The following is a 26,726-nucleotide window of genomic DNA, read 5'->3' as shown; positions in this document are numbered from 1 at the left end:
GAACGAAAAATCGGGCGTTTCGGCTTTTAGAAGTGAGTTTGACCGAACAAGATTCTGTACGGTTTTCCTTCCTTGTCCTCTTGTCCACCTTGCCCTCCTTGTCTTGCCCCAACCGCACAGTAAAAAACCTACACCTGTCAGACGAGGGGGGTCCGGAGTTGGGGTTAGGGGATGAGGGGGAAATGTCGAGAAGTAGATAGACACAGCTTAAAACCTTACCAGCATTGATTTTCTCGCCTGTAGTTGACACCAATGGGCATTGCCGTGCCCCTACCATAAATGGCGTTTGTGCGTAAGTCCTGAGAAAGTGATCAAGTCCGTATGACTGTGTAGGGGCGGGTTTTACCCATAACGTTCCGGCTCAAACCACTACCTGAACTAAACCCGCCCCGACTGATCCTTCGCTTCACTCAAGGACATGGTTTTGAGTTACGATCTCAAGTGACTATGATAGATAGTACAATTGTTCATCTCACTGGGGAACAGGTGATTGGGGATTGGAGATTGGGATTGGGGAAGTTTTGACCCTTCGCTTTGCTAGTCGGGCATGGCGCGTGAGTTAACTCCCTGATCTTCCCTATCTCCCCCATCTCTCTCATCTTCCCCTTGTCTCCCTTACATCCTGAAGCCGCGTGAGTTACGAACCCCTCCATCACAAATATCGCCCTCAGACGTTTGCCGATTTGGTTGGTCAAGAAGCGATCGCGCAAACCCTCACGAATGCGATTCGTCAAGAGAAAGTTGCCCCGGCTTATTTGTTCTGTGGTCCTAGAGGGACGGGGAAAACCTCGTCAGCGCGGATTTTAGCCAAATCCCTTAACTGTCTGACTACCGATAAGCCAACACCTCAGCCTTGCGGGACTTGTGACGTTTGTCGCACGATCGCTCAAGGCACCGCCCTAGATATCACCGAAATTGATGCGGCGAGTAATACCGGGGTGGATAATATTCGGGAAATTATTGAACGCGCTCAATTTGCCCCCGTTCAATGTCGTTACAAAGTGTATGTGGTGGATGAGTGTCACATGCTGAGTAGTGCGGCGTTTAATGCATTACTCAAAACCCTAGAAGAACCGCCCAATCATGTTGTTTTTGTCTTAGCCACCACCGATCCGCAACGAGTTTTACCCACGATTATTTCTCGCTGTCAACGGTTTGATTTTCGTCGGATTCCCTTGGCGGCAATGGTAAAACATCTGCAAGAGATTGCCAGCAAAGAAAGCATTAATATTACAACAGAAGCGATTACCTTAGTGGCACAAGTGGCACAAGGGGGATTACGAGATGCTGAAAGTTTGCTAGATCAACTCAGCTTGTTAGCCGGAGAAATAACCGTAGAATGTATTTGGGATTTAGTCGGGGCAGTACCCGAACGAGACTTATTAGCACTCAGCCAAGCGATCACGGATAATAATGCTCAAGCCGTTCTCGACTGTTGCCGCAATTTAATGGATCGGGGACGAGAACCGTTAGTGGTGCTGCAAAATTTAGCTGGATTTTATCGGGATTTACTCATTGCCAAAACCTCACCCAGTCGTCAAGATTTAGTCGCAGTGACACCGCCAACCTGGAAAGAGTTAGGCGAGTTGGCTCAATCAATGGAGACAACGGATATTTTACGGGGACAACAACATTTAAAAAGCAGTGAAGTCCAGGTTAAAAACACAACCCAACCGCGTCTGTGGTTAGAAGTCACCCTGTTAGGCTTATTACCCGACGCATTGCGCGTAGAATCAGGGGCGACTCAGACGCGATCGCACTCCCAAACCCGTCAACCGAGAACCCCCCAGCCGCCAAACCCTCAACCTCGTTCTCAGCAGGACTCTCCCCCCCCTGCGGTTGCACCTCCAACGCCAACTCCTCAACCCACTACCTCAACCCCTGAGACTCAATCCCCCCCTCCCGTCCCAGCCTCACCCTCATCTGTGCCACCAGCCGATCATCAGACAGTTCCTGCTGTTCCTGTTTCCGAACAATCGGCGAATATGGAACAAATTTGGCAACATATTTTGAGCAATTTGCGACCCTTAAGTACCAAAGAATTATTGCGTCAGCAGTGTCATTTATTAAGTTTTGATGGAACCGTGGCACAAATAGAGATCAGTTCTCAACCCTTGTTAAACTATGCCAAAAAGAACCTATCCAATATTCAAGCCGCCTTTCAAAGGGTTTATCAGAAAGATATCAAAATCATGTTTCAAGTGGGTAAAACATCGGCTAAACCCGCAGCGACAAATCGAGAACCTGTTACACCGTCACCGTCTAAATCACCCTCACCTGTAGAAGATGAAGACAATCAGGACAATAGAAAAACACAAGAAACAGTTATTCCCCAACCGGAACGTAAAATAGTTTCAGCCAATGAAACTTCCTCACATCAGGAGGAAGAAACTACCTCTGTTTCTCTCCCTGACTCTTCGATATCAGCACCGATAGGGACGGGAGACTGGGATGAGGAGAAAATAAAAGATGCCGTAACTGCCTTGGAGAAATTTTTTAATGGTAGTGTGATTAATCTAGAGGATGAATTGAATCTGCCGACATTGGAGACAAGCTCATCCACAGAAGCAACCAAGCCAACCCCACCTCCGCTTCCATCCCAGTCATTTAATCAGACCGATTCAATCCCAATTCAAAACCAGCAAACACCCGATACAACACCCAAAAATTCGGTGCCACAATCAAGGCGATCAGACACCTTTGAATATGATGAAAATGGCGATATTGCGTTTTGAATATGTTGGTAGCAATAAACCCAATTATGAAACATCTTGAAGGTAAAATCACAGTAGTCACAGGGGCAACGCGGGGTCTAGGCAAGGGAATTGCGATCGCCCTAGGTGAAGCTGGGGCGACGGTGTATATTACAGGACGTACCCTGGAACGTTTAACCTCTGATCAGGGTGTATCCGGGAGTCTCCAGGAAACCCAATCCGCCGTTGAAGAAGTCGGTGGCGTCTGCATTCCCATGCAAGTGGATCACAGTGACGATGAGCAAGTGCGTTTGCTGTTTGAGCGTATCCAGGATGAACAGGGACAACTTGACCTGCTGGTTAATAATGCTTACGCCGGGGTACAAGCCTTAACAGATGCTTCAGGAAAGCCGTTCTGGGAGAGTGAACCGAATTTGTGGGATGCTTGCAATAATGTCGGGCTGCGGAGTCACTATGTTGCCAGTATTTTTGCCGCCCGGATGATGACCCCCCATCAGCAAGGACTTATTTGTACCATTTCCTCTTGGGGTAGTTTATCCTATATTTTTAGTCCTCCCTACGGTGCAGGTAAATCAGCGTGCGATCGCCTAGCGGCAGATATGGCGATTGAACTCAAACCTCAGAATATTGCATCCCTGTCAATTTGGCCCGGAATTGTGGGGACGGAAAAATTTACTCAGTTTGCTGCCAATATGGATGAAAGTACGGCGGCTGACCCGAAAAACTCAGCCATCAAAGAAAGGTACAACTGGGAAACACCGTTACTCACCGGACGAGTGATTGCCGCCCTAGCTACAGATTCCACGGTGATGCGACGAACCGGACGGGTGCAGATTGCGGCGGAGTTGGCTAAACACTACGGATTGGTAGACAAAAACGGGGAACGTCCTGTATCGTTACGGTCTCTGCGTTTCGTGCTTCCCCTTGTCTTTCCCGCCCTGAGAAAATACCCCTGGCTGGTACCTAATATTAATATACCTTGGTCACTGCTACTGCTACAATCACTCAGCTCACCGAAAATAGGGGCTGCTGAATAAGTAGTTGTGGTGGGGGAAGATGGGGGAGCTGGGGAAGCTACAGTCCCTGTGTGGTAAGCTTCCTGGTTCATTAAAGCTGATAGTTTAGCACACTAAGTCTGGAAGACCCTGATTTGACCAAAATCGGTTCCCAGGATATCACCGCCGATCAGTTTACCGCGAACGGGAAGGTTTTCACCCTGATGTCACTAAATGTAATCAGTGTAACTAACCTCTCACTTCCCTACCCCACTCTCTCCAATAAATCTGTGAAATCAGTGTTTTGACGAATGACAAATGACGAATGACCACCTACCACCAAATCAAGCGTCGAGGTGGAAAGCCTGACTCTTCCCACGAGTCCCCGGCTTCTTTCAAAACAGCATCCAGTTCAGCGACGGTAAACTCGTAACCATCAGTAGCCGCCATTTCCACAAACTCTTCCTTGGTTTTGAGGGCGTCGTATTTAGCTCGCAATTTTTTATCTTTTCCGCCTGCTTCGAGTAAATTGATCACATTATCTTGAGACATCGTTGCTAACCTCTCTTAGAAACCTGGGTAATACCAATTCGGTAAGACATTACACTTGATCTACCCCACCATTTACACCACCTCACCTGACTAAGGGAAGGTTAGGAGGCGTGACTATTCTGCCGAAGAAATAGGATGAGATAGCTCAACTTCTGAGTAGTATCTCAGCCTCTCCTGTGGTTTTTTGTATTTAAACTATCTTTTTGAGACTATTTTTTCCTGAGAAATATTGCAATTTATTGCTATAAAATTAAACTTGTTTACAATCAATTACATTCAGGCAGAGTTATGCAAACAAGCGTCTCAAAAAATAACCGAACCCCTACTTAGGCTGAATCACTTCAAAGTCGGACTCATCCAGAGACAACATCAGAGGAACGTCATTCGGATTCATTAAATTTTGTTCTAAGCGGACGATCCAACGTCCTGACTCTTCACGACCTTGGATAATCCCCTGAATACCCGCAGCATATTCAGGGCGGATAACCCGAATTAAAGTTCCTACCTTGACCATTAGCCCAATAGTATTTGCTTTCCCTTCCCTAAGCATGAGGGACGTTCTCTGATTTTAACCCAATTTTAACCTTTTCTTATACAAAAGAATACATTGGGTGACAAGTTTGTAGATCCCGGTTTTTGTCAAGGTTTCCGGACATAATAGTCAGTTATTGTTTCATCAAAATCAGTCGCAACGGGTCTAAACGAACGTACCAGGGAAAGGGACGATCTTTGAGATTCGCCCATTTTTCCTTATAAACCTCAACTTGTAGGTGATAGTCCTGGGAGTGAGATGGAGGCTGATGCAGTCTAATATATAAGGTTGTCCGGTGTTGCGTCTCACTGGTCATCACCAGCCAGCAGGGAAAGGTATTCTCTCCATCGGGATGCTGGGGAAAGGTGAAATGGTGGGCGCGAATTCCTACATACGTTAATCCGTCGGGGATGGGTTCAACCACCTGAAGCGTACAGCCCCAGTCTAGCGCCTTAATTTTTTGGGGTTCAATCATCCGGGCGGTGGAAAAGTTTTTACATTCAGTAACCTGGGCGACTTCAAAGCTAGGAGGACGTTCAAAAATAGTCTCTTTGGTATCATCAGCAATGATTTTTCCCTGGGAAAGAATCAACAAATTATGGCAGATTCGATAAGCTTCTTCTAGCTTATGAGTGACAAATAGGGTCACGCCTTCATACGTGGAAAGCGTTTCACTCAACAGCCTTTCAATCCGGCTGCGTAAATAGGTATCCAGGGCGGAAAGGGGTTCATCTAAGAGTAAGGCTTCTGGATGTATTGCCAAAGCCCTAGCAAGGGCAACTCGCTGTTGCTGTCCGCCGGAAATTTGCTCAGGATAGCGGTTTTCTAAGCCTTGAAGTTGCATCATTTCCATATATTTAGAAATGCGCTGTCTACGTTCCAGTTTAGGCAAATCTTGCAGACCAAAGCCAATATTTTGGACAATGGTTAAATGGGGAAATAGGGCATAATTTTGAAACACAAAACCAATTCGGCGTTGGCGACTGGGAATATTAATCCGCCGTTGCGAATCAAACAAAACTCGTCCATTGAGAACAATTCGCCCCTGACTGGGTGAGTCTAATCCCGCAATGCAGCGCAGCGTCATGCTTTTACCCGAACCGGATGTGCCTAAGAGTCCTAATGGCTGTCCATTAGCTTCTAATTGGGCGTCTAAGGTAAATCCAGGTAACTGCTTTTTCAGGTTAACAAAAAGTCCTTTATTGCCATATCTGATATCATGTCCAGTTGAATACTTACATTTTGGTGGAGAAAAGGCAGAGGGCAGAAGGCAGAGGGCAGAAGGGAAGGAGGAAGGTTGCAAGGGAGAAGGGAATAATGACTGATGAGAAGGACATGGTGTGACCCCCCTTGCTGAGGGAGGACGTCGATAACCTAGCGGGTTTTTCGTGGCATGATGAAAGAAGGATAGTAGAGTTGCCACGTAATCCGTTGTGATCGATAACCAATGCGCGATCGCGTGCCATTTGGCGGAGTGCTGTGTTCCTGACCAGTAGTGAATTGTAGCGATTACCAAGAGTGCGATCGCCACCATCAGCAGCACCCAGTTTAACGCCTCCCCCATCTTACCTGCTTCTGCGGCAAAGAAGATCGCGATCGGCATAGTTTGAGTTTTGCCAGGAATACTACCTGCTAACATTAATGTGGCACCAAATTCTCCTAAAGCCCTAGCAAAGGCTAAAATCGTTCCCGAAACCACGCCAGGTAATGCCAAAGGTAATAGAATCTGCCAAAAAATTCGCCATTCTGATGCCCCTAATGTCTGAGCGCAATGAATCAAATCCTTGTCAATTTGTTCAAAGGCACTCAGTACCGTTTTATACATCAAAGGAAACGCCACAACTGTAGCCGCAATTACCGTTGCTGACCAGGAAAATATTACCGTAATTCCTAATTGCTTTAACAGTTGTCCCACGGGACTATTTCTGCCCAAAAGGAGTAGTAGCAGAAAACCGATAACCGTTGGTGGTAGTACCAACGGCAGGGTAAAAAACCCATCAATTAATCCTTTGGCTTTACCGCGATAGCCATACATCCATCGGGCGGCGATGATTCCCACTAAGAAAGCGAAGATTGTCGCGACAAATGCAGTTTTTAGAGAAATCCACAGCGGAGATAAATCTGAATAGGGCATTCTATTCGTCCAGTAATCGAATTATGGCGAGAAGGTTGGGGGATGGTTCGATTGATAATATCTCAGCTTTTCTTAGGGTTTTCTGTAGTTTAACTATCTTTTTTCTATATTAGGTTTGTAGTAGGGAACCTTAGCCGATAAACCTAAGCTATAAACTCGCCTCGATTAAACGGTGAAATGGCAGGATTATTTTTTTTAACGCTCCAGGTACGCAGAGGTACGCGCAGAGGTACGCAGAGGGAGTTGGCGGTTGGGGAAGGACATTTACAACAGTAGGGGCGCAAGGCTTGCGCCCAAGGTATAGTATCTCATTCAATCAGGAAACTCTATATTTGAAACTGTTAATTGCCAGCCAAGCTAAAACCATAGTCTTCAAACATCGCCAAATTCTGGTGGCGCGACCGGGTTAAAATGGGACTTTGTTTGTAGTAAGCGCTTTAGTGCTTTAACGCCTAGCTGGAGTTGGCTCAAGCCCTCACTACGAACCAAATCTATTTCACCAAATTAGCTGGGTCACGCCGCCATCGTGCGTTCCCGTTCGCGCAGCGTTCCCGTTCGCGCAGCGTTCCCGTTCGCGCAGCGTTCCCGTTCGCGCAGCGTTCCCGAAGGGTAGGGTAGGGTAGGGTAGGGTAGGGTAGGGTAGGGTAGCGTAACGCACCATTACTCAGTTGAAACTGTTAATTGCTAGCTAAGTTGAAACCATACGCTTCAAACACAGTTTTAGCAGGTTCAGTAGAGAGAAACTGCACAAATGCCTTGGCTGAATCCGGATGTTTACTCTCTTTTAATACCGCAACTGGATAAATAATTGGTGCGTGAGACGTTTCTGATGCCGTGGCGACAACTTTGACATTATCTGATACGTTAGCATCCGTGGCATAGACTAAACCTGCCTCAACATTCCCGGTTTCTACATAAGAGAGGACTTGGCGCACATCTTTGGCGAAAACCAATTTAGATTGGATGGGTTTATACAAATTCAGTGAAGTTAGGACTTCTTTCCCATATTGTCCAGCGGGTACACTTTCCGGGTCGCCAATTGCAATTTTGCTCACTTTATCAATCGTTAATTCTTTGAAATTAGAAAGATTTGTTTTATCCTTTGGTGTAACCAGAACAATTGAGTTTTTCAATAAGTCTTTGCGCGTCTCAGTTAACAGTAAATCTTTCTCTTGCAAAGCATTCATCTGTTTTGGCGCGGCGGACAGAAAGACATCCACAGGCGCTCCCTGTTCGATTTGCTGTTGCAGAGAACCGGAGGAGCCAAAGTTATAGGTAATGATAACGTGAGCTTGTTCTTGAGTATACAACGGCGCGATCGCTTTCATGGCATCCTGGAGACTAGCTGCCGCTGATACCGTAATTTCTACCGATTCGGGTGACGTGGCGGAAGGGTTCGGAGGTGTTCCTTGAGAACAACCCACGACGATTAAAAAAGCCGCCACCATCCATGCCATTGAGAAAACACGTCGTTTTTTCATTTCCCTGTTGCCTCAGCTAATGACTGACAGAAGGTGTTGATAGGATCATCGTATTAATCTGAACCATGACTTACCAACTTAGTTGGTATATTACGCCAATGCCTAGAAAAAGGAAAAGAAGCCTATGCTGTAATTCAGTCTACGAATGTCATAATTGCTAAATATTGATTGTAGAAACGTAGCATGGCACGTCTGGGAGGGTTTTGTAGAAACGTTATCATCAATAAATCAAAGCAAGTCCCTAAACCCGCCCCTACAAACCATTTCTACCTGGATATCAGCAGGCTTGGCATAATAGGGAGCGGTTAACACTAACCCATCTACGCCAGTTGCTGCATAATTGGCAATATTAGCGTCATTAATCCCGCCAGCCGCCAGAGTAATTAGCGTTGGATTCATGGACTTGAGTTGGGGAATTGCCTCGGCTAATGTCTCGGCGTTCATTTTATCAAATTGAATCCCATCAATGCCTGAAGCGGCTAGGTTCAAGGCGGTAGCCATATCTTTAACTTCAACAATGACTTTCTTTTCCTTAACCTGGCGCTTAATTACGGGGAGTTGCTGAATGAGGGAGTCAATCCCACCCAGAAAGTTGAGATGCTGTTGGAAGATTAAGACGGTTTCTGAGACTCCCAGTCGATGAGGATATGCCCCACCTGCTAAAATGGCTTTCACGGCGATAGGTTTTGTTCTTGGGATGACTTTGCGAGTGGTATAAAGCATCACATCTTGATTTGCCGCTTGTGCTATCTGCACCAGATTGTAGGTTTTGGTGGCGACTCCACAAGCATATTCCAGTAAATTCTGGGCAGGTTTCCAAGCCAGATGCAAGGCGGCGGCGTTTCCGGTAGCACTGAGAAAGGTGACACCTGCGTCCAAGATTTCACCTGTCGCCAAGATTGCTGTCACCTCTGCCCCAGTTTGGCGTAAGATACTGGCGGCGTCTTCGGTGCAGGCTAGAACGGTTTTGGCGCGAGTGGTAAAGCGGATTGTCCCCATGCGATCGCCAATCCCTAACACTTGAGTGGTTAAATCAAAATAGGGAACGTCTTCTTGGATTAACTGTTCGATAAACTGCTGTGAGATAAAAACCATTACCTATGTCGCATTTTTGCCTTCGGTCGTCTGACTAGGCTATATCAGTTCTGCGAGGGTAAAAGTGAGTAAAATAATACAATTTACTGTTTTCATCAAAATATTCAGCAAAATCAGAAAATTCAGTGATTTTTGGTATTATTAGCTGGTGAACCAATGACTAAAGCAGGGATTGAACTATGGAAATTAGCGCTCGCAATACCTTTAAAGGAACAGTAAAAAAGGTTGTACCTGGCTCTGTGAACAGTGAGGTGACAATAGAAGTTGCTCCTGGGGTGGAAATGACGGCAATTATCACCAAGTCTTCTGCGGAACGACTCGGTCTCGCCGAGGGCAAGGAAGCGTATGCTGTTGTTAAAGCGACAGATGTCATGGTGGCAACCGATTAAAGGGTTTGTAATTGAACGCAGGTTGCCCCATATCCTCAGTTTTCACCAGTCAACAGCCGCCCGGAATCGTAGGGGCGCACAGACGTGCGCCCTGACTACAGACGTGCGCCCTGACTTAATTAGGATAGAACTGTCTCCTCTAACAAAAATTGTCAGCCAAGCGGGAATCCTGATAAAAATGTTTTCAAAACTACATATTATCGGGGGATAGTGTTATACATTTTTAACGTAATCTTCATAAAAAATAAATATTGAAGTTAGATTGCAAAAAAAAACGATTTATTGCTTAGCTTTAAGAAAAACAAATAATATTATTTTTTTGTTTCAAAGCAGCCCCAAAATTCAGATTAATCAGTAAAGATACCTAGTATAAGCAGTGTCACTGTAGTGTTCTTCTATTGAATTTGGTGCAACAAAGGCGATGCTATCTCACAATCGGGGCATCCTAGTTTTCATTGACCCGGCTATTAAGAACTATTCTACATTAGTTAAAGGCATTATTCCAGAAGCTGTAGGAATTGTCCTTGACCCAAGGGTAGATGGGGTCAAACAAATTACCAAAATTTTAGCTGGATGCCGAAACATTCAAGCGATTCATATTGTTTCTCACGGCTCACCAGGATGTTTATATCTAGGTAATAGTCAGCTCAACATCTCGACACTTCAAGATTACGCTAGGGACTTACAACGCTGGTCTGAGGCGCTAACGGCTGATGCAGATATCCTAATTTATGGTTGTAATGTGGCAGCAGAGTTACCCACATTATTGCCTCAAGGCATCTCTTTTATCGATTGGTTGAGTCAGTTAACGGGTGCAAAGATAGCGGCTTCTGTCAATCTCACAGGCAGTGCGGCTTTAGGGGGTGACTGGGATTTGCAAGTTAGAACGGGTGAGATTAAGGCATCGTTGGCATTTCCGGCAGATGTGATGACGGCGTATGATGCGGTTTTGGCAAGTAGCAGCATTAATCCTGATGACGATTTAGAACAGACGGTCAATTTAGTGACCCGACCGGAAGCCATTATTGCCGCACAAAGTAATAGTTTGCAGTCATTTTTAAACTTAGCTGACCTGAATGGCTCTAATGGCTTGGTTATCGAAAATATTGAAGGCGGGGATGCCTTGGTCAGTCGTGCTGGTGATATCAACAACGATGGCATTGAGGACTTAATTATTGGGTTACCTTTTACCGCTTCCGGTGGAACCTCTCCTAGTGGAGCTGTAGTGTTTGGCAGTTCTCAAGTCGGGGCAGGTGGCACAGTACAACTATCTGACCTAAATGGCAGTAATGGCTTTGTTATTCCGAGCGGTGGGGACTTTTTAGGTATCTTAGTTCGTGATACCGGAGATATTAACAATGATGGCATCGATGATCTGATGATTGGATCATCTTGGGCTGGTTCTGGCGGAGCCATTTATACGGTGTTTGGTGATGACCAGATAGGTGCAACGGGAACCCTAGGAAATGCTGATGGAGTTGTCATTAATGGCGTAACTGATTTAGCAACGGGTGGCATATTTAGCGAAGTTGGAGACATCAACAATGATGGGATTAATGATCTGATTATTTTGATTCCGGATAATTTTGGCGGTGGAGACATTGGTGTGGTATTTGGTGGTTCTCAGGTCGGTGAAACTGAAACGATAGAACTATCTGAACTCAATGGTAGCAATGGCTTTGTCATCAATAGTAATAGTCTTCTGGGAATCACACTCTTCAACAAAGCTATCAGTACGGGAGATATTAATGATGATGGAATTGATGATTTGATGATTGGGGGAGAGCAGGCTAGCAATGGTCAAACCGTTGTCATTTTTGGTAATTCTCCTGTGTGGGCAAATGGCACATTGGAACTATCTGACTTGGATGGCAGTAATGGCTTCGTGATTAACGGTATTAACACCGATGCTCAATCAGGCTTTTCGCTTAGTAGTGTCGGAGATATTAATAACGATGGAATGGGAGACTTGCTCATTGGATCTCCTGGTGCTGGGGAAAGCTATGTCATTTTTGGTAATCCCCAAGTTGGGGCGACGGGGATGCTCGAACTATCTGACTTGGATGGCAATAATGGCTTCGTGATTAATGGTATTAATCCAGATGATAAATTAGGTTTCTCTGTTAGTGGTGTCGGGGATATTAATGGTGATGGTATTAATGACTTAGTGATAGGAGCGCCTGATGCTGATACCAATAGTATGAGTGATACTGGAGCCAGCTATGTGGTGTTTGGTGGTTCTCAGATTGGCGCGACGGGAACGCTGGAGTTATCGGAACTCAACGGTAGTAATGGTTTTGTCATTAATGGCATTGATACAGATGACAATTTAGGCATTTCAGTTAGTGATGCCGGAGATATTAACGGTGATGGTCTTAATGACTTGATTGTCGTAGACCAGGGTGGTGAAGTTATCAATAATCAGGATGACTCGATGTATCTTGTTTTTGGTAATACTCCACCAAAACTTGACCTGAATGGCAGCACTTCCGGGATTGATTATACAGCTACATTTACGGCAACGCCTATCCCAATTACGGAGAGTGGATTCACGCTTACTGATGCTAATAGTACCACTGTTGCTAATACGACGGTACAAATTACCAATCTTTTAGATGGTGTCGATGAAGTTCTCTCTGCTAATACAAGTGGTACGAATATCACGGCTCAATATAATGTCAACACCGGGATGTTGAGTCTGGCTGGTGTAGATACGGTTGCCAATTATCAGCAGGTTCTGGGAACAGTTACCTATCAAAATACTGCCACGACACCTGACACCACAAATCGCACGATTGAATTTGTGGTGAATGATGGAGGAACTCACAGTAATCTTAGTTCTCTAGCAACCACCACTGTCTCATTTAACAGCGCTCCCAATTTTACCAGTACGGAACTTACTGGAGTTGATGAAGATAACTCCTATCTCTATAACATTACCACCAGTGATTCGGATAGTGGAGATACGTTGACGATTAGCGCGACGACGTTACCGGGATGGCTGAGTTTTACAGACAATGGTGATGGTACAGCGATACTAACTGGAACTCCTACCAATGATCAAGTGGGTAACCATAATGTGGAATTAGTGGTAACTGATAGCGCTGGAGCGACGGATACTCAAATCTTTGATATTACGGTTGCCAATACTAATGATGCGCCGACACTCACCACAGCAATTCCTGACCAAAATACCACGACGGGTAGTTCAGTAAATTGGGATATTAGTAGCAATTTCATTGATATTGATGTCGGGGATACTCTGACTTACGCCGCCACGAATTTACCCACGGGGTTGAGTCTGGATACGGGTACGGGGATAATTAGCGGTACGGTGGCTGATAGTGCGATCGCGACTCACGGCATTACGGTTACAGCATCGGATGGCAATGGCGGTAGTGTTAGTGACACATTTGATGTCACAGTCGGCAATAGTTTGCACTCATTCTTTAATCTAGCCAACCTTAATGGCAATAATGGCTTTATCATCAATGGCATTCATGAAAATAATTTTTCAGGTGTCTCAGTCAGTGATGCTGGAGACATTAACAATGATGGCATTGATGACCTGATCATCAGGGCTCATTTATTTGACTCTGAGAATACTCTAATCGCAGGAGAAAGCTATGTGGTGTTTGGTGATGCCAATGTAGGAACAAGTGGCACACTGGAATTATCTGACCTGAATGGCACTAACGGCTTCATTATCACTGGTATTGATCCCGGAGATCAATTAGATGACTACTCAGTTAGTAATGCTGGAGATATTAATAATGATGGGATTAATGACCTAATTATTGGAGCCTCAACCGCTCAACCTAATGGCACGAATAAGGCAGGAAAAAGCTATGTAGTGTTTGGTCATTCCCAAGTGGGAACAGGAGGGAGTCTAGACCTATCTACGCTTAATGGTAGCAATGGTTTTGTGATCAACGGTATTGATGAAGAGGACTACTCAGGTAGCTCAGTCAGTAATGCCGGGGATGTTAACAATGATGGCATTGATGACTTAATTATCGGGGCTAAATTGGCTGATCCTAACGGCAATATTAGAGCTGGGGAAAGCTATGTGGTTTTCGGTGGCACAACTGTGGGAAACAGTGGCATTCTAGAGCTATCTTCTCTCAATGGCACTAATGGTTTTGTTATCAATGGTTTTGATGCAGAAGACCAATCGGGGACTTCCGTCAGTCACGTCGGAGATATTAACCACGATGGGATCAATGACATTATTATTGGGGCGCTTTGGGCTGACCCCAACGGCAGTTTGGTCACAGGAGCCAGCTATGTAGTATTTGGCAGTTCTCAGGTGGGGGTAGGAGGTATCCTGGAGTTATCCTCCCTCAATGGTAGTAATGGCTTTATCATCAATGGCATTAATCAGGGCGACACTTCAGGCATTTCAGTTAGTGATGCTGGAGATATTAACAATGATGGTATTGATGACCTGATTATCGGAGCTTATGGAGGTGATCCCAACGGCAAGTCGGCGGCAGGAGAAAGCTATGTAGTTTTTGGTGGCACAACTGTGGGAAATAGTGGCACCTTGGAGCTATCTGCTCTCGATGGCAGCAATGGCTTTGTGATTAATGGTATTGATGAGAATGATTTCTCAGGTCAACCCGTTCGGGCGGCTGGAGATATCAACAAAGATGGCATTGATGATTTAATTATCTCAGCTCATAACGCTGCTCCTAATGGTAAGAGTGAAGCAGGAGAAACCTATGTCGTATTTGGTGGCACAACTGTGGGAGCCAGTGGCACATTAGAGCTATCGTCTCTCAATGGCAGCAATGGGTTTGTAATTAACGGTATTGATGCAGGAGACTACTCAGGCTGGTCAATCAGCTATGCCGGAGATGTTAACAATGATGGGGTCGATGATATCATTATTGGAACTCTTGGAGGTGATCCCAATGGTGAAAGTGATGCCGGAGAAAGCTATGTGATTTTTGGTAATGCACCATCAGAACTTGATCTGAATGGCAGCACTTCCGGGATTGATTATACGGCTATATTTACAGCAACGCCTATCCCAATTACGGAGAGTGGGTTTACTCTAACTGACTTTAACAGCACAACTGTCGCTAATACTACAGTACAAATTACCAATCTCTTGGATGGTGCCGATGAAGTTCTCTCGGCTAATACTACTGGTACGAATATCACGGCTCACTATAATGCCAATACTGGGATGTTGAGTCTGGCTGGTGTAGACACGGTTGCCAATTATCAGCAGGTTCTGGGAACGGTTACTTATACCAATACTGCCACTGCACCTGACACGAGCGATCGCACGATTGAATTTGTGGTGAATGATGGGGCGACTCACAGTAATCTTAGTTCCCTGGCTACAACTACTGTCTCATTTAACAGCGCTCCGATCGCGAATGATGATACAGTGACGACTGATGAGGATACGGCTGTCACGATTACTGTTCTCGATAACGACAGCGACCCAGACAATAATACCCTGAACCTCAGTAGTATTGATACGACCAACACTCAAGGAATCGTCACGCTCAATCCTGACAATACCCTCACCTACAATCCAGATACAGCATTCCAGTCTCTTGGACAAGGTGAAACCACGACGGATAGCCTTACCTATACTCTCAGCGATGGGAATGGCGGTACGGCTACAGCTACGGTTACCGTCACAGTTACAGGGATTAACGATACACCCACGCTTACCCCGGTCAACAAAACAGGTGACGAAGATACCGTTATCTCATTCAGCGCCAATGATTTTACCACCGCTTTTAATGACCCGGAAGGTACAAGTCTCAGTCAAATTAGTGTAATTTCCTTGCCCAATCAAGGGGTCTTAAATCTCAATGGAAATACAGTGCAAGCGGGTGATGAAATTACAGTGGCTGACCTAGATAATCTTACTTTTACCCCGGATGCTGATTTCAACGGCAATAGCAGTTTTGTTTGGAATGCTTCAGATGGTACAAACTTTGCGGCTGGGACAACTGTAAATATGACCATTAACGCGGTTAATGACAACCCAGTTGCCATAGACGATAGTGCCACAACGACTCAAGATACAGCGATTACTATCAATGTTCTGGCGAATGATAGTGACCCCGTAGAAGCTGACCCGTTACACATTGATGCGTTTGATTCAACTTCAGCCTCTGGCGGCACAATTATCCTCGATGATAATAGCACACCCAATGATTTAACTGACGATCAACTGCTGTATACTCCGGCTACTGGCTACATTGGTGCTGATAGCTTTAGTTACACGATTTCTGATAGCAATGGTGGCACAGCAACAGCAACCGTGAATGTTACCGTCAATCCTGCCAATAGTTTGACGTTAATCGGGACTCCCCTGGATGATACCTTAACTGCTGACAGTGGCGATGACTTCTTGTTTGGCTTAGGCGGTAATGATGTTCTGCAAGCAAAAGCGGGTAATGACTTTGTAGATGGCGGCGATGGAGATGATGTTCTCTCCGGAGATGCGGGTCAAGATAACCTATTTGGCAACCTGGGAAATGACCTTATCGATGGGGGTGAAGGTGAAGATGCCCTCGATGGCGGCGACGGGGATGATATGCTCTTTGGCGGGGACGCTAATGATGCCCTGTTCGGTCAACTGGGTAACGATTTCCTCGACGGTGGTGATGGCAATGATTACCTCGATAGTGGTGAGGGAAACGACCAAGTTTTTGGCGGCAATGGCAATGATATGCTCTTGGGTAACCTGGGTGCTGATTTTCTCCGAGGTGGCGCAGGAGATGACCTTCTAGAAGCAGGGGAAGGCAATGATATCCTCTTTGGTGACGCTGACAATGATACCCTCACTGGCGGTGCAGGTGATGACCTAATTCGAGGCGATAATGGGGATGATTTACTTGACGGTGGTGTCGGCAATGACGGCTTATTTGGGGGAAGTGGTGCTGACCAGTTCCTGTTGCGAATGGGTGCAGGAATGGATATGGTCTTTGACTTTAGTGATGGGGAGGATTTATTCCTACTTGCTGATGGTTTAACGTTTGACCAGTTAACTATTACAGCGAGCAGTTTTAGTTCCTTAATTCAGGTTCAATCCAGTGGAGAGTTGTTAGCCACCGTGTTTGGTGTATCGGCTAATTTAATTACTGCGGCTGACTTTACTTGATGAAGTACAGCCTTAAGCAAGATCCCCGACTTCTTGGAGAAGTCGGGGATCTGCCTGTGTACCTCACTTATTTGAAAAGCGCTGTACAACTACTGATACCGCCGTCGCGATCGCCTTGCCAAGGCTTGCTGCAATTTTTCTTCCAGTTCCTGGATTCTAGTTTCATGACGATTCAGTTCTTGTTGTTGTAGCAGCAGAGACAGTTTCAAATCTTCCCAGCTTTGGGTATAGGTTGTCCATTGTTTTTCTAGATATGTAAAGGCTTGGAGAATGTTAACAATCGGTCCGGCTGTCGTCGAATAAACTTGACAAACTTGTCTATCTGAAGTGACCTCAATTAAGACCAGCATACCTTTATTAATATGCTTGATTTGGGTGGCGAGAATTACTTCATCTTGAACCGTGCGCCAAATTTGTCGGCTTCTTTCTTGGCAATAGGCTTGCAGTTTAAGTACCGTTGCTCGACTGCCAATCCAGGAATGATTTTTTTTGACTTCAGCTAAATACAGCATAATTTGATACCTTTAATGGGGTTAGAAAAACTATTGCGGAGATGCGTTATCTATGGCATTTCATGATCAGATTAAGGTGATTACTGTTATTGTTTATCATTAAAAATAGGTAGCTAGTATTCCAAGCTACAAATAATTGCTTAATCGCTCTTTGTTATTTTTATTTAAGATTAAAAAAATTATAATTAACTGTAGGGTGGGTTAGGCGGTAACTCCATGAAGAGGAATAACTATTTAATCAGATATCCGCCGTAACCCACCAATAATAAGGGGAAAAAGGACATAGCCAGTAGGGTGGGTTAGGCGGTAACTCCATAAAGAGGAATAACCATTTAATCAGATATCCGCCGTAACCCACCAAGAATCAGAAAAACGGTGCGTTACGCTACGCTAACGCACCCTACGGGTTATGGGTCAAGAATGCTATTTGATGGCGCTAAAGCGCAACTACGAGCGCAACTACAAACGGTTTAACCACAACCTAAGCCACTCCCGGTACATTCGCCAACTTTACCCGCTGCAACTTGCCGTTTGCCTTTCAGTTTGGATAAATCACTTCCTTCATAAACGGCTTGCAATCCCGTTTCAATGAAACCGCTCATTTCCACCGGAAGCACACCACATTTGGTCAAAATTTCTTTCGGGTTATCGCCAATACTACTGGCTAAAATTGCCCGACAATCTTTCAGCATATTCGCCACTTTTTGCCAGCGTTCAAAACCACTTCCACGGTCAGGGGCGAGGCGTTCTTCTACTAAGGTAAAGCCTTGATCGGTTTTCTGCCAAATCTGAAACTGATCCGCTTGACCTAAGTGTTGATTCACCAGAATTCCTTCAACGGTTGCTACAGCGACATAAGGACGTTCTTTTTCTTCAATGGGAATCACTTTCTTAGAACAAGCAATCAAACAACCGTGGAACTCCTCGGATTGATCTGCGCCTAAAAGTCCTACAGCATCTGCCCGACAGCGTGTACAATGGCGCATTTGCGGTAGATATTCTTCGCATTCTTTGCGGATTTTTGCCATCGTAATCCCATCGGGTTCTGTTAATCCCTCAAAGGGCGTATCTTCTGTGGGATACATTGCCATGGCATTGAATAAATCTGCCCCCATGTCTGCCATAGTTTTGGCAACTTCAACGACATGATGGTCATTAATTCCGGGCATGACGATGCAGTTTATTTTTACTGTAATCCCGGCGGCTTTCAATCCTTTGACGGCTTCGAGTTGACGTTCTAAGAGTAACTTCGCGCCTTTTAATCCCTGATAAACTGACTTATCATGGCGTACCCAACGGTAAACTTTGCGCGTAATTTCTGGGTCGATCGCGTTGATGGTAACGGTAACGTGACTGACGCCAATTTCGGCAATTTCGTCGATATATTCGGGTTTGAGATTTAACCCATTGGTTGCCAAGCAGAGGATTAAGTCGGGAAACTTTTCCCGCAGCAGCCGCATTGTACCTAAGGTTTCCTCTGGATTGGCAAAGGGATCACCGGGACCCGCAATTCCAGCGACACTGATTCTCGGTTCTTTCTCTAATACCTTTTCCATGTAAACAGCAGCTTGGGCGGGAGAAAGAATAGTGCTGGTTACACCGGGTCTACTTTCGTTAACGCAATCATATTTGCGATTGCAATAATTACATTGGATATTGCACTTGGGTGCTACAGGTAAATGGACTCGTCCAAACTGTCCTTTTACCTTGACATTAAAACAAGGGTGATTTTCTAAGTTAACTGTAGCTGTCATGGTTTTCTCTCCTGAAGTGATGAGTTGAATTTCGGGAAATACTCTCTAAACTAAGTTAGTGGCGGATGGTTAGACTCGTGAACAAATGACTTAGCTTGCTTCTCGATGAAAGCGAGTATGACGAATGACGAATGACAAATGACATAAGACAAAATCAGAGATAGCCATATCCCACAGGTGAATCAGCTTGCTTCTTCTCGATAATGGCATTCACAATCCGATCTAACAGGTTCTGAGTGCCGCGATAACCGAGATGTAGCATCCGCTGTCCGCCAAAGCGATCGTGAATGGGAAAGCCTACCCGAATTAGCGGAATTCGATGTTTCTTTGTCAGGGGATATCCTTTACTGGTTCCAATTAACATATCCGGTTTTAGGCTTTCGATTTCTTCAGCAATTTCGTAGAAATCAAATCCTTCCTTTACAATTGGTGGTTTCCTGACAATATCAGAGGTAACGGCTTCAATAGCCTCCTGAAAATGTCCACTATTTCCGCCTGAGGCACATAAAACGATTTTCATGCCAATTTCGGCTAAAAATGCCGTTAATCCGACACATAAATCTTCTTCGCCATAAACCACCACCCGCTTGCCAAACAGATATTTATGGGAATCAACATAGGCATCCACTAACCGCCCTCGTTCCAGTTGATGTTTTCTTGGTGTCGCACACCCAGAAACTGTTTCTAGGGCGTCAAAGAAGCGATCGCACTCTCGCAACCCAATCGGCATACCCAAGGCGTACAGAGGAACACCGTTGCGTTCAGCTAGTAGTTGACCCCCAGAATTACCCGTGCGTTGCAACACTTGACCGAACTCAATCGTGGCGTCAGAATGTCCCATAGTTTGAATCGCCGCAATTGGCGTTCCCCCTTCCGGAATCTTTTCATAGTCCATTTGCGCGGGGGCGTCTAAGGTTTCGGAGATATCCGGTAGGATCGTTCCTGGACAATTAAAATCGTCGAGAACTTCTTTTAGATAACGGATATCGGCGGGAGAAACTAATCCCGGTAAAAGATTGACTTTGGACGTGTTAAGTGTGTAGGGGCGGGTTTCACTACTATCCTTTTCTGTTCGCCCAGATGTTAATAAACCCGCCCCGACTCCTGGGGATTGGGAAGACGTTGTGGGTTCGACTGTTTCCGATTCAATTGCTAACTGATCAATCACTGCCCGTACTGTGGCATGGAAACCTTCCATGTGGGTGCCACTATAACTGGGGGTGGAGACATTTAACAAGGTTGGCAATTCCTTTTCGCCAAATTCTTCCTTAAACTCTCTCAACAACCCACTAACATTATCACCAATGGTTTCAGTTAAGCAAGTGGTAGCAATTCCTACAACTTTTGCGCCATATTTATCCATGACATTGAGGATACCTTTTTTCAGGTTGGGTCCTCCGCCATAAACGGCGTGTTTTTCACTCAAGGAAGAGGAAGCGATGTCAATGGGTTCGCGAAAATGACTAATGATATACCGCCTCATGTAGGTGGCGCAGCCTTGTGATCCATGCAGAAAGGGCACGGTTCCCTCAATACCTCGAAAGGCGATGCAAGCGCCCAGAGGTTTACACAGTTTACAGGCGTTGGTTGTGGAAACGTAGGCTTCGGTTTTTTGCTTAATTTTGAGTTTCTTAGACATGGTTTTATCGGTGGCAGCGAATTCGGTAATGGTTTATCATTTCAATTCTGGAATAATGGTGCGTTATGCTACCTTTCGGAAACGCGGCGTGAACGCTAACCCTACAGCTTAAGTTTGAGGAATAATGGTGCGTTACGCTTCGCTAACACACCCTACAACTTGAGGCACTAAAGTGCCTACTACGAACAACCCGTTTTAACGGGTTTAAGCTTTTAGCCGGAACTTGAGTTCAAGGCTTGATTGTTACGCGGCACAAATCTCCAGACGGGAGACATGACGGTGCTATGGACTTCCTTGGCAAAATTCACCATTCCCAGAAACCCTTCTAACGCTTCCTTGCGTTCATGGTTGTGGTCGCAAAATCCGAGTCCTAACTTATAGGCAATCGGTCGTTCTTTCACGCCACCGACAAAGATGTCAACATCTTTTTCTTTCAAAAATGCCGAGAGTTCCAAGGGGTTAGAATCATCCACAATAATTGTGCCTTCATCGGTGACTTCGTGGAGTTCTCGGTAATCTTCACTGGTTCCCGTTTGTGAACCTACCATCACCACATCCATACCGATAAGTCGGAAGGCTTTCACTAAGGAAAAGGCTTTGAACGCACCACCCACATAAATCGCCGCTTTTTTACCTTGCAAGTCTTGGCGGTACTCTTGCAGTTTAGTATATAACAGGGTTAATTCTTCCCGCACTAAGTCTTGAGCGCGTTTGAGAATGTCTGGGTCATCCTCGAAGAATCGGGCAACTTTATACAAGGCTTCCGCCATGTCTTCGACACCAAAGTAGGACACTCGTAGAAACGGCGTTCCATACTTTTCTTTCATCATCTTGGCTAAGTCCATCGTCGCCCCAGAACACTGAACCACGTTCAATGCAGCGCCGTGTGATCGCGCGATATCTCCGACTCTACCATCCCCTGTGATATTGGCAACAACCTGGACACCCATGCGTTCAAAATATTCGCGGATAATCCAAATTTCTCCGGCTAAGTTAAAGTCGCCCAGAATATTAATACTGCGGGGAGATATTCCGGTGGTGTCTCCTGTCCCCACTAAGCGGAACATGGCAGTACAAGCGGCATTATATCCTGCCCGTTTGTTTCCTTTAAATCCTTCTGATTTAACTGGAATGACGGGAATATTTTTTTCTTGGCTAACTCGCCGACATATCGCTTCTAAATCATCACCAATAATACCCACAATACAGGTGGAATAAACAAACGCCGCATTGGGGTGATGGCGGTCAATCAGTTCCGTTAACGCCTGATAGAGTTTCTTCTCACCACCAAAGATGACATCGCGTTCTTGTAGATCCGTGGAAAAACTCAACCGATGCAATTCTGGACCCGATGAAAGCGCCCCGCGAATATCCCAGGTATACGCCGCGCAGCCAATGGGTCCATGGACTAAATGAATGGCGTCAGCGATGGGGTATAAAACAACGCGAGAACCACAAAATACGCAAGCACGTTGGCTAACTGCACCAGCAAGGCTGTCTTTGTTACATTCCAGGTCAAATGGTTGGTTTCCCTTGCGGTGAATTTGCTTTTCACGTTCTTGAAAAATAACAGGTTCCATATCATCAGGCTCACAAACGTTGTACAAAAATGCTTTTAGAAAAAGTGAAAAAGGTGAGGTAAGCCCCGACACCCGCCAAGAACTCAAGTTCTTGGCTTATAGCTCAAGTCGTCTAAAGACGACTGGAATTCTGGTAAACATGTCACATTGGGTCTTCGGGTAGGGGCGATCCGCTTACACAAATCAACAACTGTATCCATTCAATTGACTCGTGTCGCCCTTGACTAATCCTTTCTTTAACATGTTCTAGAATTCTGAGCGAGTCGTCTTTAGACGACTTTCGCTTTAGGTTCCTTGGGTTTGAACCCAAGGCGGTTTAAGGCTGGAATTCTGGGGAACATGTCACATTGGGTCTTCGGGTAGGGGCGATCCGCTTACATCAAGTAACAACTGTATCCATTCAATTGACTCGTGTCGCCCTTGACTAATCCTTTCTTTAACATGTTCTAGAATTCTGAGCGAGTCGTCTTTAGACGACTTTCGCTTTTAGCCTTGGGTTTGAACCCAAGGCTGTATCTTTTGGTTCCTTGGGTTTGAACCCAAGGCGGTGGCGAATGGTTGAGATTTAACTAACAAACAGATAATCCTCAGCAGGTTTGCCATCTTCTAAGGCGTCGAGGATTTCGTCAATGGCTTCTTCATCAACATTTCCGTACCAGTAATTATCTGGGTAAACCATCATCACGGGTCCGTTGTTGCACAGATTCATGCATCCCGTTGAGGAAACCAGAGCGTCTAAACCGCGATCGGTTATTTCTGATTCAAGGTACTGGATTAACGTTGTAGAATCCTTTTTCTGACAAACTCCTTGCGCGTTGCCATTGACTCGGAAGCTGGAACAAACGAAGATATGGTGTTCAGGTTTCTGCATAATAAACCCCCTTAAAAAGGATAAAAAATTAAGGATGATTTTTGAGTTGTTCAGGACTAACTCAAACCTTGGATTTGGGGCGGATTTAGTCAGATCAGATGACAACCAATTATCCGAATTAACCCGCCCCGATAGCGTTCTAGCGAACCAATTCAAACAGCTCATCGGGAGCATCCCGGTCGAGGCGTTCGAGTATGGTATTGCAGATATTAGACAGCAGGTAGATACCACCCCAGTAGCAAGTGGTGGGGAAGTAGCTGTGACCGACGCGATCTAAAATGGGGAAACCGAAGCGCACGATCGGAATATCTTCATCACGACCGATATACTTGCCGTATTCATTGCCCAGAAGCAAATCGACTGGCTCATTCTTAATCAGTTGATGCAAGTAGAACAAGTCTGCATTAGCTGCAACAACGGCATCAGGAACGGTATCCTTGAGGATATCTTTGACTCGTTCTTCAAAGCGCTTCCCAACTGGGCTACCCGTAATCACGTAAACCGGTAACATCCCGCAGTCTACGAGGAATTCCGTCGCCGAGATCACCTGGTCAGGGTCACCGTACACCGCAACCCGCTTGCGATACAGATACTGCTGCATATCGGTCATCACATCAACCAACCGTCCTCGGTCATCATTGAGGGATTCTGGTGGTGTGACATCACTGAATTCGATTAAGGCTTGGACAAAACGGTCAGTGGCGCGAAGACCAATGGGTAAGTCTAGGACACGAGACGGAACTTGGCACTTGTTTTGTAGGGCAGTTGCAGCAGCTTCTGAGGTAAAATTACCCAAGGCTAAGGTGGCGGTGCTATTCCCGGTGTCGATTAAATCAGGAATCGGTGTCCCGCCTTTCGGGTACATCTCAAAATCACCCGTCTTCGGCGTATCCACCACATCCGAAGTATCCGGGAATACAATCGCATCAATCCCCATTTGGGTCAACAACTGCTTCACCGCCCGCACATCCGAGGGTTCGACGTAGCCAGGGATAATGTTGAGCTTGTTATTCGGCGTCTCGGTTTTTGCCGCTAAATAAGTCACCATCGCCTTAGTCATATTCGACCAGCCAGTGACATGAGACCCGACGTAGCTGGGAGTATTGGCGTGAATGACATATTTGCCTTCCGGAATTGCTCCGGATTCACGGGATTGGCGGATAAATGTGGGTAAATCATCGCCAATAGTTTCTGATAAGCAAGTGGTATTGACTGCCACTATATCCGGGTTGTAGACGCTAAAAATAGTAGTCAGGGCTTGCTTGAGGTTTCCGCCACCGCCGAATACAGATGACCCTTCGGTAAAGGCGCTAGTTGCAGCCATGATGGGTTCTCTGTAATGGCGGGTCAGGTGAGACTTGTGGAAGGAACAGCAGCCTTGAGACCCGTGGGAGTTGGGCAAGCAGCCGTGAATTCCTAATGCGGCGTACATTGCCCCAATCGGCTGACAAGTTTTGGCAGGATTGATTCGTAGCGCCTTACGTTCAACGATTTCTTTAGGGGTTGCTTCTAACATGATTCTGGTTCTCCTTTGTGGGTTTAAGTCTGTAGGGGCGGGTTTCACGATTAACGTTGCTTGTTCAACCCAGATGTGACTAAACCCGCCCTACTCGCAAGAATTAACGGATAACTTTTTTGCTCTCAGACGCGCCATGGCGCGTCTCTACATTGGCTAGTTCTGCCAGGGGGCTTTCACTAACTTCCAAGAGGGGTTGTTAATCCGCATATCGATATCTTTGGCGAAATTAACCGCACCTTGGAATCCGGCAAATGGACCGCTGTAGTCGTAGTTGTGAAGTTGCTTACACGGAACGCCAAACTTCTCAATCACATACTTGTCCTTAATTCCGGAACCGATGATATCGGGCTTGAGACGCTTAATCAGAGTTTCTAGCTCATGATGGCAGATGTCATCAATCATCAAGGTGCCTTCACCCATCTCTGAAATCATGCCCTCGTAGCGATTCAGGAAGCCTTCTTCTTTAAGCTGTTCCAGCCATTCTGGGTCAGCCGTCAGTTTATAGCGCTCTGGGTCTTTTTCAACACGCAACTCTTCGACGTTACGGGAGTCGGCGTCTACTTTTAAGGGTAGAACTTGACGACCTTCGTAGTCATCCCGGTGGGCAAACTCATAACCAGCAGCAACGGTTTTGATGCCTAAGTCTGCAAACACGTCTTGGTAGTGGTGAGCGCGAGAACCACCGACAAACAGAATCGCCGTCTTACCTTCTAACCGTTCCCGAATCGGGGCAATTTCCGCTTCCGCCGCTGCTACTTCTTCAGCAATCACCTCTTCAACCCGCTGGGTAAGGGCTTCATCATTAAAGAATCGGGCAACCTTACGCAAGGATTTGGCAAAAGCTTGAACGCCGATGAAGTTAACTTTCGTCCAGGGCACCCCAAACTTAGTCTCCATCATCTCCGCCATGTAGTTAATCGAGCGGTGACACATGACCAAGTTTAATTTAGCCAAATGTGCTTTGGATGCCGCATCATAAGTCCCATCACCACTGAATGTAGCAAGAACTTTGATCCCACATTTCTCAAACACCCGCTCAATTTCCCAGGAATCGCCGCCGATGTTGTATTCACCTAACAGGTTAACGGTGAAGCCTTCAATTTCTTCATCTTCGGCTTCGCCTTCACCCACCCAATGCTTAAAGAAACCATTGTTGGCGATGTGGTGTCCCGCAGACTGGGAAACGCCTTTGTAACCTTCGCAGTTAAATGCAACCACCGAAATGCCGAGTTCTTCAGTCATCTCTTTGGCAACGGTTTGGATATCGTCACCAATTAACCCGACTGGACAGGTAGCTGTGATGGTAATCGCATTGGGCTTAAAGATGTCATAGCCTTCCTGAACGGCTTGACGCAGCTTTTTCACACCGCCGAAGACAATATCAGAGTCCTGCATATCTGTGGTGACGCAGTAACTCATGTAATTCTTGCCATCTTCACGAGTCTGATACTGGTTGCGTCGCGTCATCCAGGTGTAGTACGAACAGCCCACCGGTCCGTGAACAATGTGCAGCACATCACCAAACGGACCAACAACCACCCCTTTACATCCAGCAAAGGCACAGTGTCTGGTGTTGAGAATCCCAGGAACCGTCCGCACATTCGCCTGAATTTCCTGTCCTTCGATGGACGGGTCCCGCGTTACGATATGCTTTGCCCGTTTTCTGGCAACTTTGGCTGGGTAGGGCGATACCATCTCTTTGGTAACGTCTTTCGTGTCTACTTCATACGTCGCCTTTTCTAATTTTAAGGTATCTGAATCATGGGGACTCATAATCGTTTTCTCCTGTCTTAATTGCTTTTTTTGAAAGGGCGGATTCAATCA

The 26,726-nt window shown here is 45.9% G+C and carries 17 protein-coding genes; 5 read left to right on the top strand and 12 right to left on the bottom strand.

Features of this window, described 5'->3' with window-relative positions; genetic code table 11:
* The 3 genes from RIE73_RS01785 to RIE73_RS01775 all read left to right on the top strand — a co-directional run.
* Positions 1-200 (top strand): hypothetical protein (locus tag RIE73_RS01785; RefSeq protein ID WP_446399549.1); only part of this gene is annotated, 200 nt, incomplete at its 5' end.
* 432 nt (positions 201-632) lie between these two features.
* Positions 633-2,735 (top strand): DNA polymerase III subunit gamma/tau, encoded by a 2,103-nt coding sequence (locus RIE73_RS01780; RefSeq protein WP_446399548.1) that lies wholly within the window; start codon positions 633-635, stop codon positions 2,733-2,735.
* A 26-nt stretch (positions 2,736-2,761) separates the two neighbouring features.
* A complete protein-coding gene (locus RIE73_RS01775) occupies positions 2,762-3,751 on the top strand; it encodes an SDR family NAD(P)-dependent oxidoreductase (RefSeq protein WP_446399547.1) in 990 nt (329 codons plus the stop codon).
* A gap of 291 nt (positions 3,752-4,042) precedes the next feature.
* On the opposite strand, the gene RIE73_RS01770 is transcribed toward RIE73_RS01775, so the two are convergent.
* From RIE73_RS01770 to modD, 5 genes are all read right to left on the bottom strand, one after another.
* Positions 4,043-4,261 (bottom strand): Nif11-like leader peptide family natural product precursor, encoded by a 219-nt coding sequence (locus RIE73_RS01770; RefSeq protein ID WP_446399546.1) that lies wholly within the window; start codon positions 4,259-4,261, stop codon positions 4,043-4,045.
* A gap of 322 nt (positions 4,262-4,583) precedes the next feature.
* Entirely contained in the window at positions 4,584-4,775 is a 192-nt protein-coding gene (locus RIE73_RS01765; RefSeq protein WP_446399545.1) for a hypothetical protein, read from the bottom strand.
* Between the two features lie 151 nt (positions 4,776-4,926).
* Positions 4,927-6,927, bottom strand: coding sequence for a molybdate ABC transporter permease subunit (gene modB, locus RIE73_RS01760; protein ID WP_446399544.1), 2,001 nt, complete (start codon positions 6,925-6,927; stop codon positions 4,927-4,929).
* A gap of 677 nt (positions 6,928-7,604) precedes the next feature.
* The gene (gene modA, locus RIE73_RS01755) at positions 7,605-8,408 is read right to left on the bottom strand and encodes a molybdate ABC transporter substrate-binding protein (RefSeq protein WP_446399543.1); all 804 of its coding nucleotides are present in this window, start codon (positions 8,406-8,408) and stop codon (positions 7,605-7,607) included.
* Positions 8,409-8,636: 228 nt separating this feature from the next.
* Positions 8,637-9,503, bottom strand: a complete 867-nt coding sequence (gene modD / locus RIE73_RS01750; RefSeq protein WP_446399542.1) for a ModD protein — start codon at positions 9,501-9,503, stop codon at positions 8,637-8,639.
* A 179-nt stretch (positions 9,504-9,682) separates the two neighbouring features.
* Here modD and RIE73_RS01745 point away from each other — a divergent pair, with 179 nt between their 5' ends.
* Positions 9,683-9,892, top strand: a complete 210-nt coding sequence (locus RIE73_RS01745) for a TOBE domain-containing protein (RefSeq protein WP_446379845.1) — start codon at positions 9,683-9,685, stop codon at positions 9,890-9,892.
* A gap of 421 nt (positions 9,893-10,313) precedes the next feature.
* Positions 10,314-17,027 carry a DUF4347 domain-containing protein gene (locus tag RIE73_RS01740; RefSeq protein WP_446399541.1) on the top strand — a complete coding sequence of 2,238 codons (6,714 nt, stop codon included), beginning with the start codon at positions 10,314-10,316 and terminating at the stop codon, positions 17,025-17,027.
* An 89-nt stretch (positions 17,028-17,116) separates the two neighbouring features.
* On the opposite strand, the gene RIE73_RS01735 is transcribed toward RIE73_RS01740, so the two are convergent.
* The 7 genes from RIE73_RS01735 to nifD all read right to left on the bottom strand — a co-directional run bounded on the left by RIE73_RS01735 (position 17,117) and on the right by nifD (position 26,675).
* Positions 17,117-17,539 (bottom strand): hypothetical protein, encoded by a 423-nt coding sequence (locus tag RIE73_RS01735; protein ID WP_446399540.1) that lies wholly within the window; start codon positions 17,537-17,539, stop codon positions 17,117-17,119.
* A 470-nt stretch (positions 17,540-18,009) separates the two neighbouring features.
* Positions 18,010-19,293, bottom strand: a complete 1,284-nt coding sequence (gene nifB / locus RIE73_RS01730) for a nitrogenase cofactor biosynthesis protein NifB (protein WP_446399539.1) — start codon at positions 19,291-19,293, stop codon at positions 18,010-18,012.
* A gap of 154 nt (positions 19,294-19,447) precedes the next feature.
* Positions 19,448-20,932: a nitrogenase component 1 gene (locus tag RIE73_RS01725; RefSeq protein ID WP_446399538.1), complete on the bottom strand. Its 1,485-nt coding sequence runs from the start codon at positions 20,930-20,932 to the stop codon at positions 19,448-19,450.
* Between the two features lie 212 nt (positions 20,933-21,144).
* Complete coding sequence (gene nifE, locus RIE73_RS01720; protein WP_446399537.1) at positions 21,145-22,512, bottom strand: nitrogenase iron-molybdenum cofactor biosynthesis protein NifE; 1,368 nt, start codon at positions 22,510-22,512, stop codon at positions 21,145-21,147.
* 565 nt (positions 22,513-23,077) lie between these two features.
* Complete coding sequence (locus RIE73_RS01715) at positions 23,078-23,383, bottom strand: (2Fe-2S) ferredoxin domain-containing protein (protein ID WP_446399536.1); 306 nt, start codon at positions 23,381-23,383, stop codon at positions 23,078-23,080.
* A gap of 139 nt (positions 23,384-23,522) precedes the next feature.
* Entirely contained in the window at positions 23,523-24,899 is a 1,377-nt protein-coding gene (nifK, locus tag RIE73_RS01710; protein ID WP_446399535.1) for a nitrogenase molybdenum-iron protein subunit beta, read from the bottom strand.
* Positions 24,900-25,055: 156 nt separating this feature from the next.
* Positions 25,056-26,675, bottom strand: a complete 1,620-nt coding sequence (gene nifD, locus RIE73_RS01705; protein ID WP_446399534.1) for a nitrogenase molybdenum-iron protein alpha chain — start codon at positions 26,673-26,675, stop codon at positions 25,056-25,058.
* Between the last annotated feature and the right edge of the window lie 51 nt (positions 26,676-26,726).

This window comes from Coleofasciculus sp. C1-SOL-03 (assembly GCF_040220555.1).
Lineage (GTDB): Bacteria > Cyanobacteriota > Cyanobacteriia > Cyanobacteriales > Coleofasciculaceae > Coleofasciculus.
The sequence above is the reverse complement of the archived record's forward strand: the minus strand, read 5'-3'. Positions and strand labels throughout refer to the sequence as shown.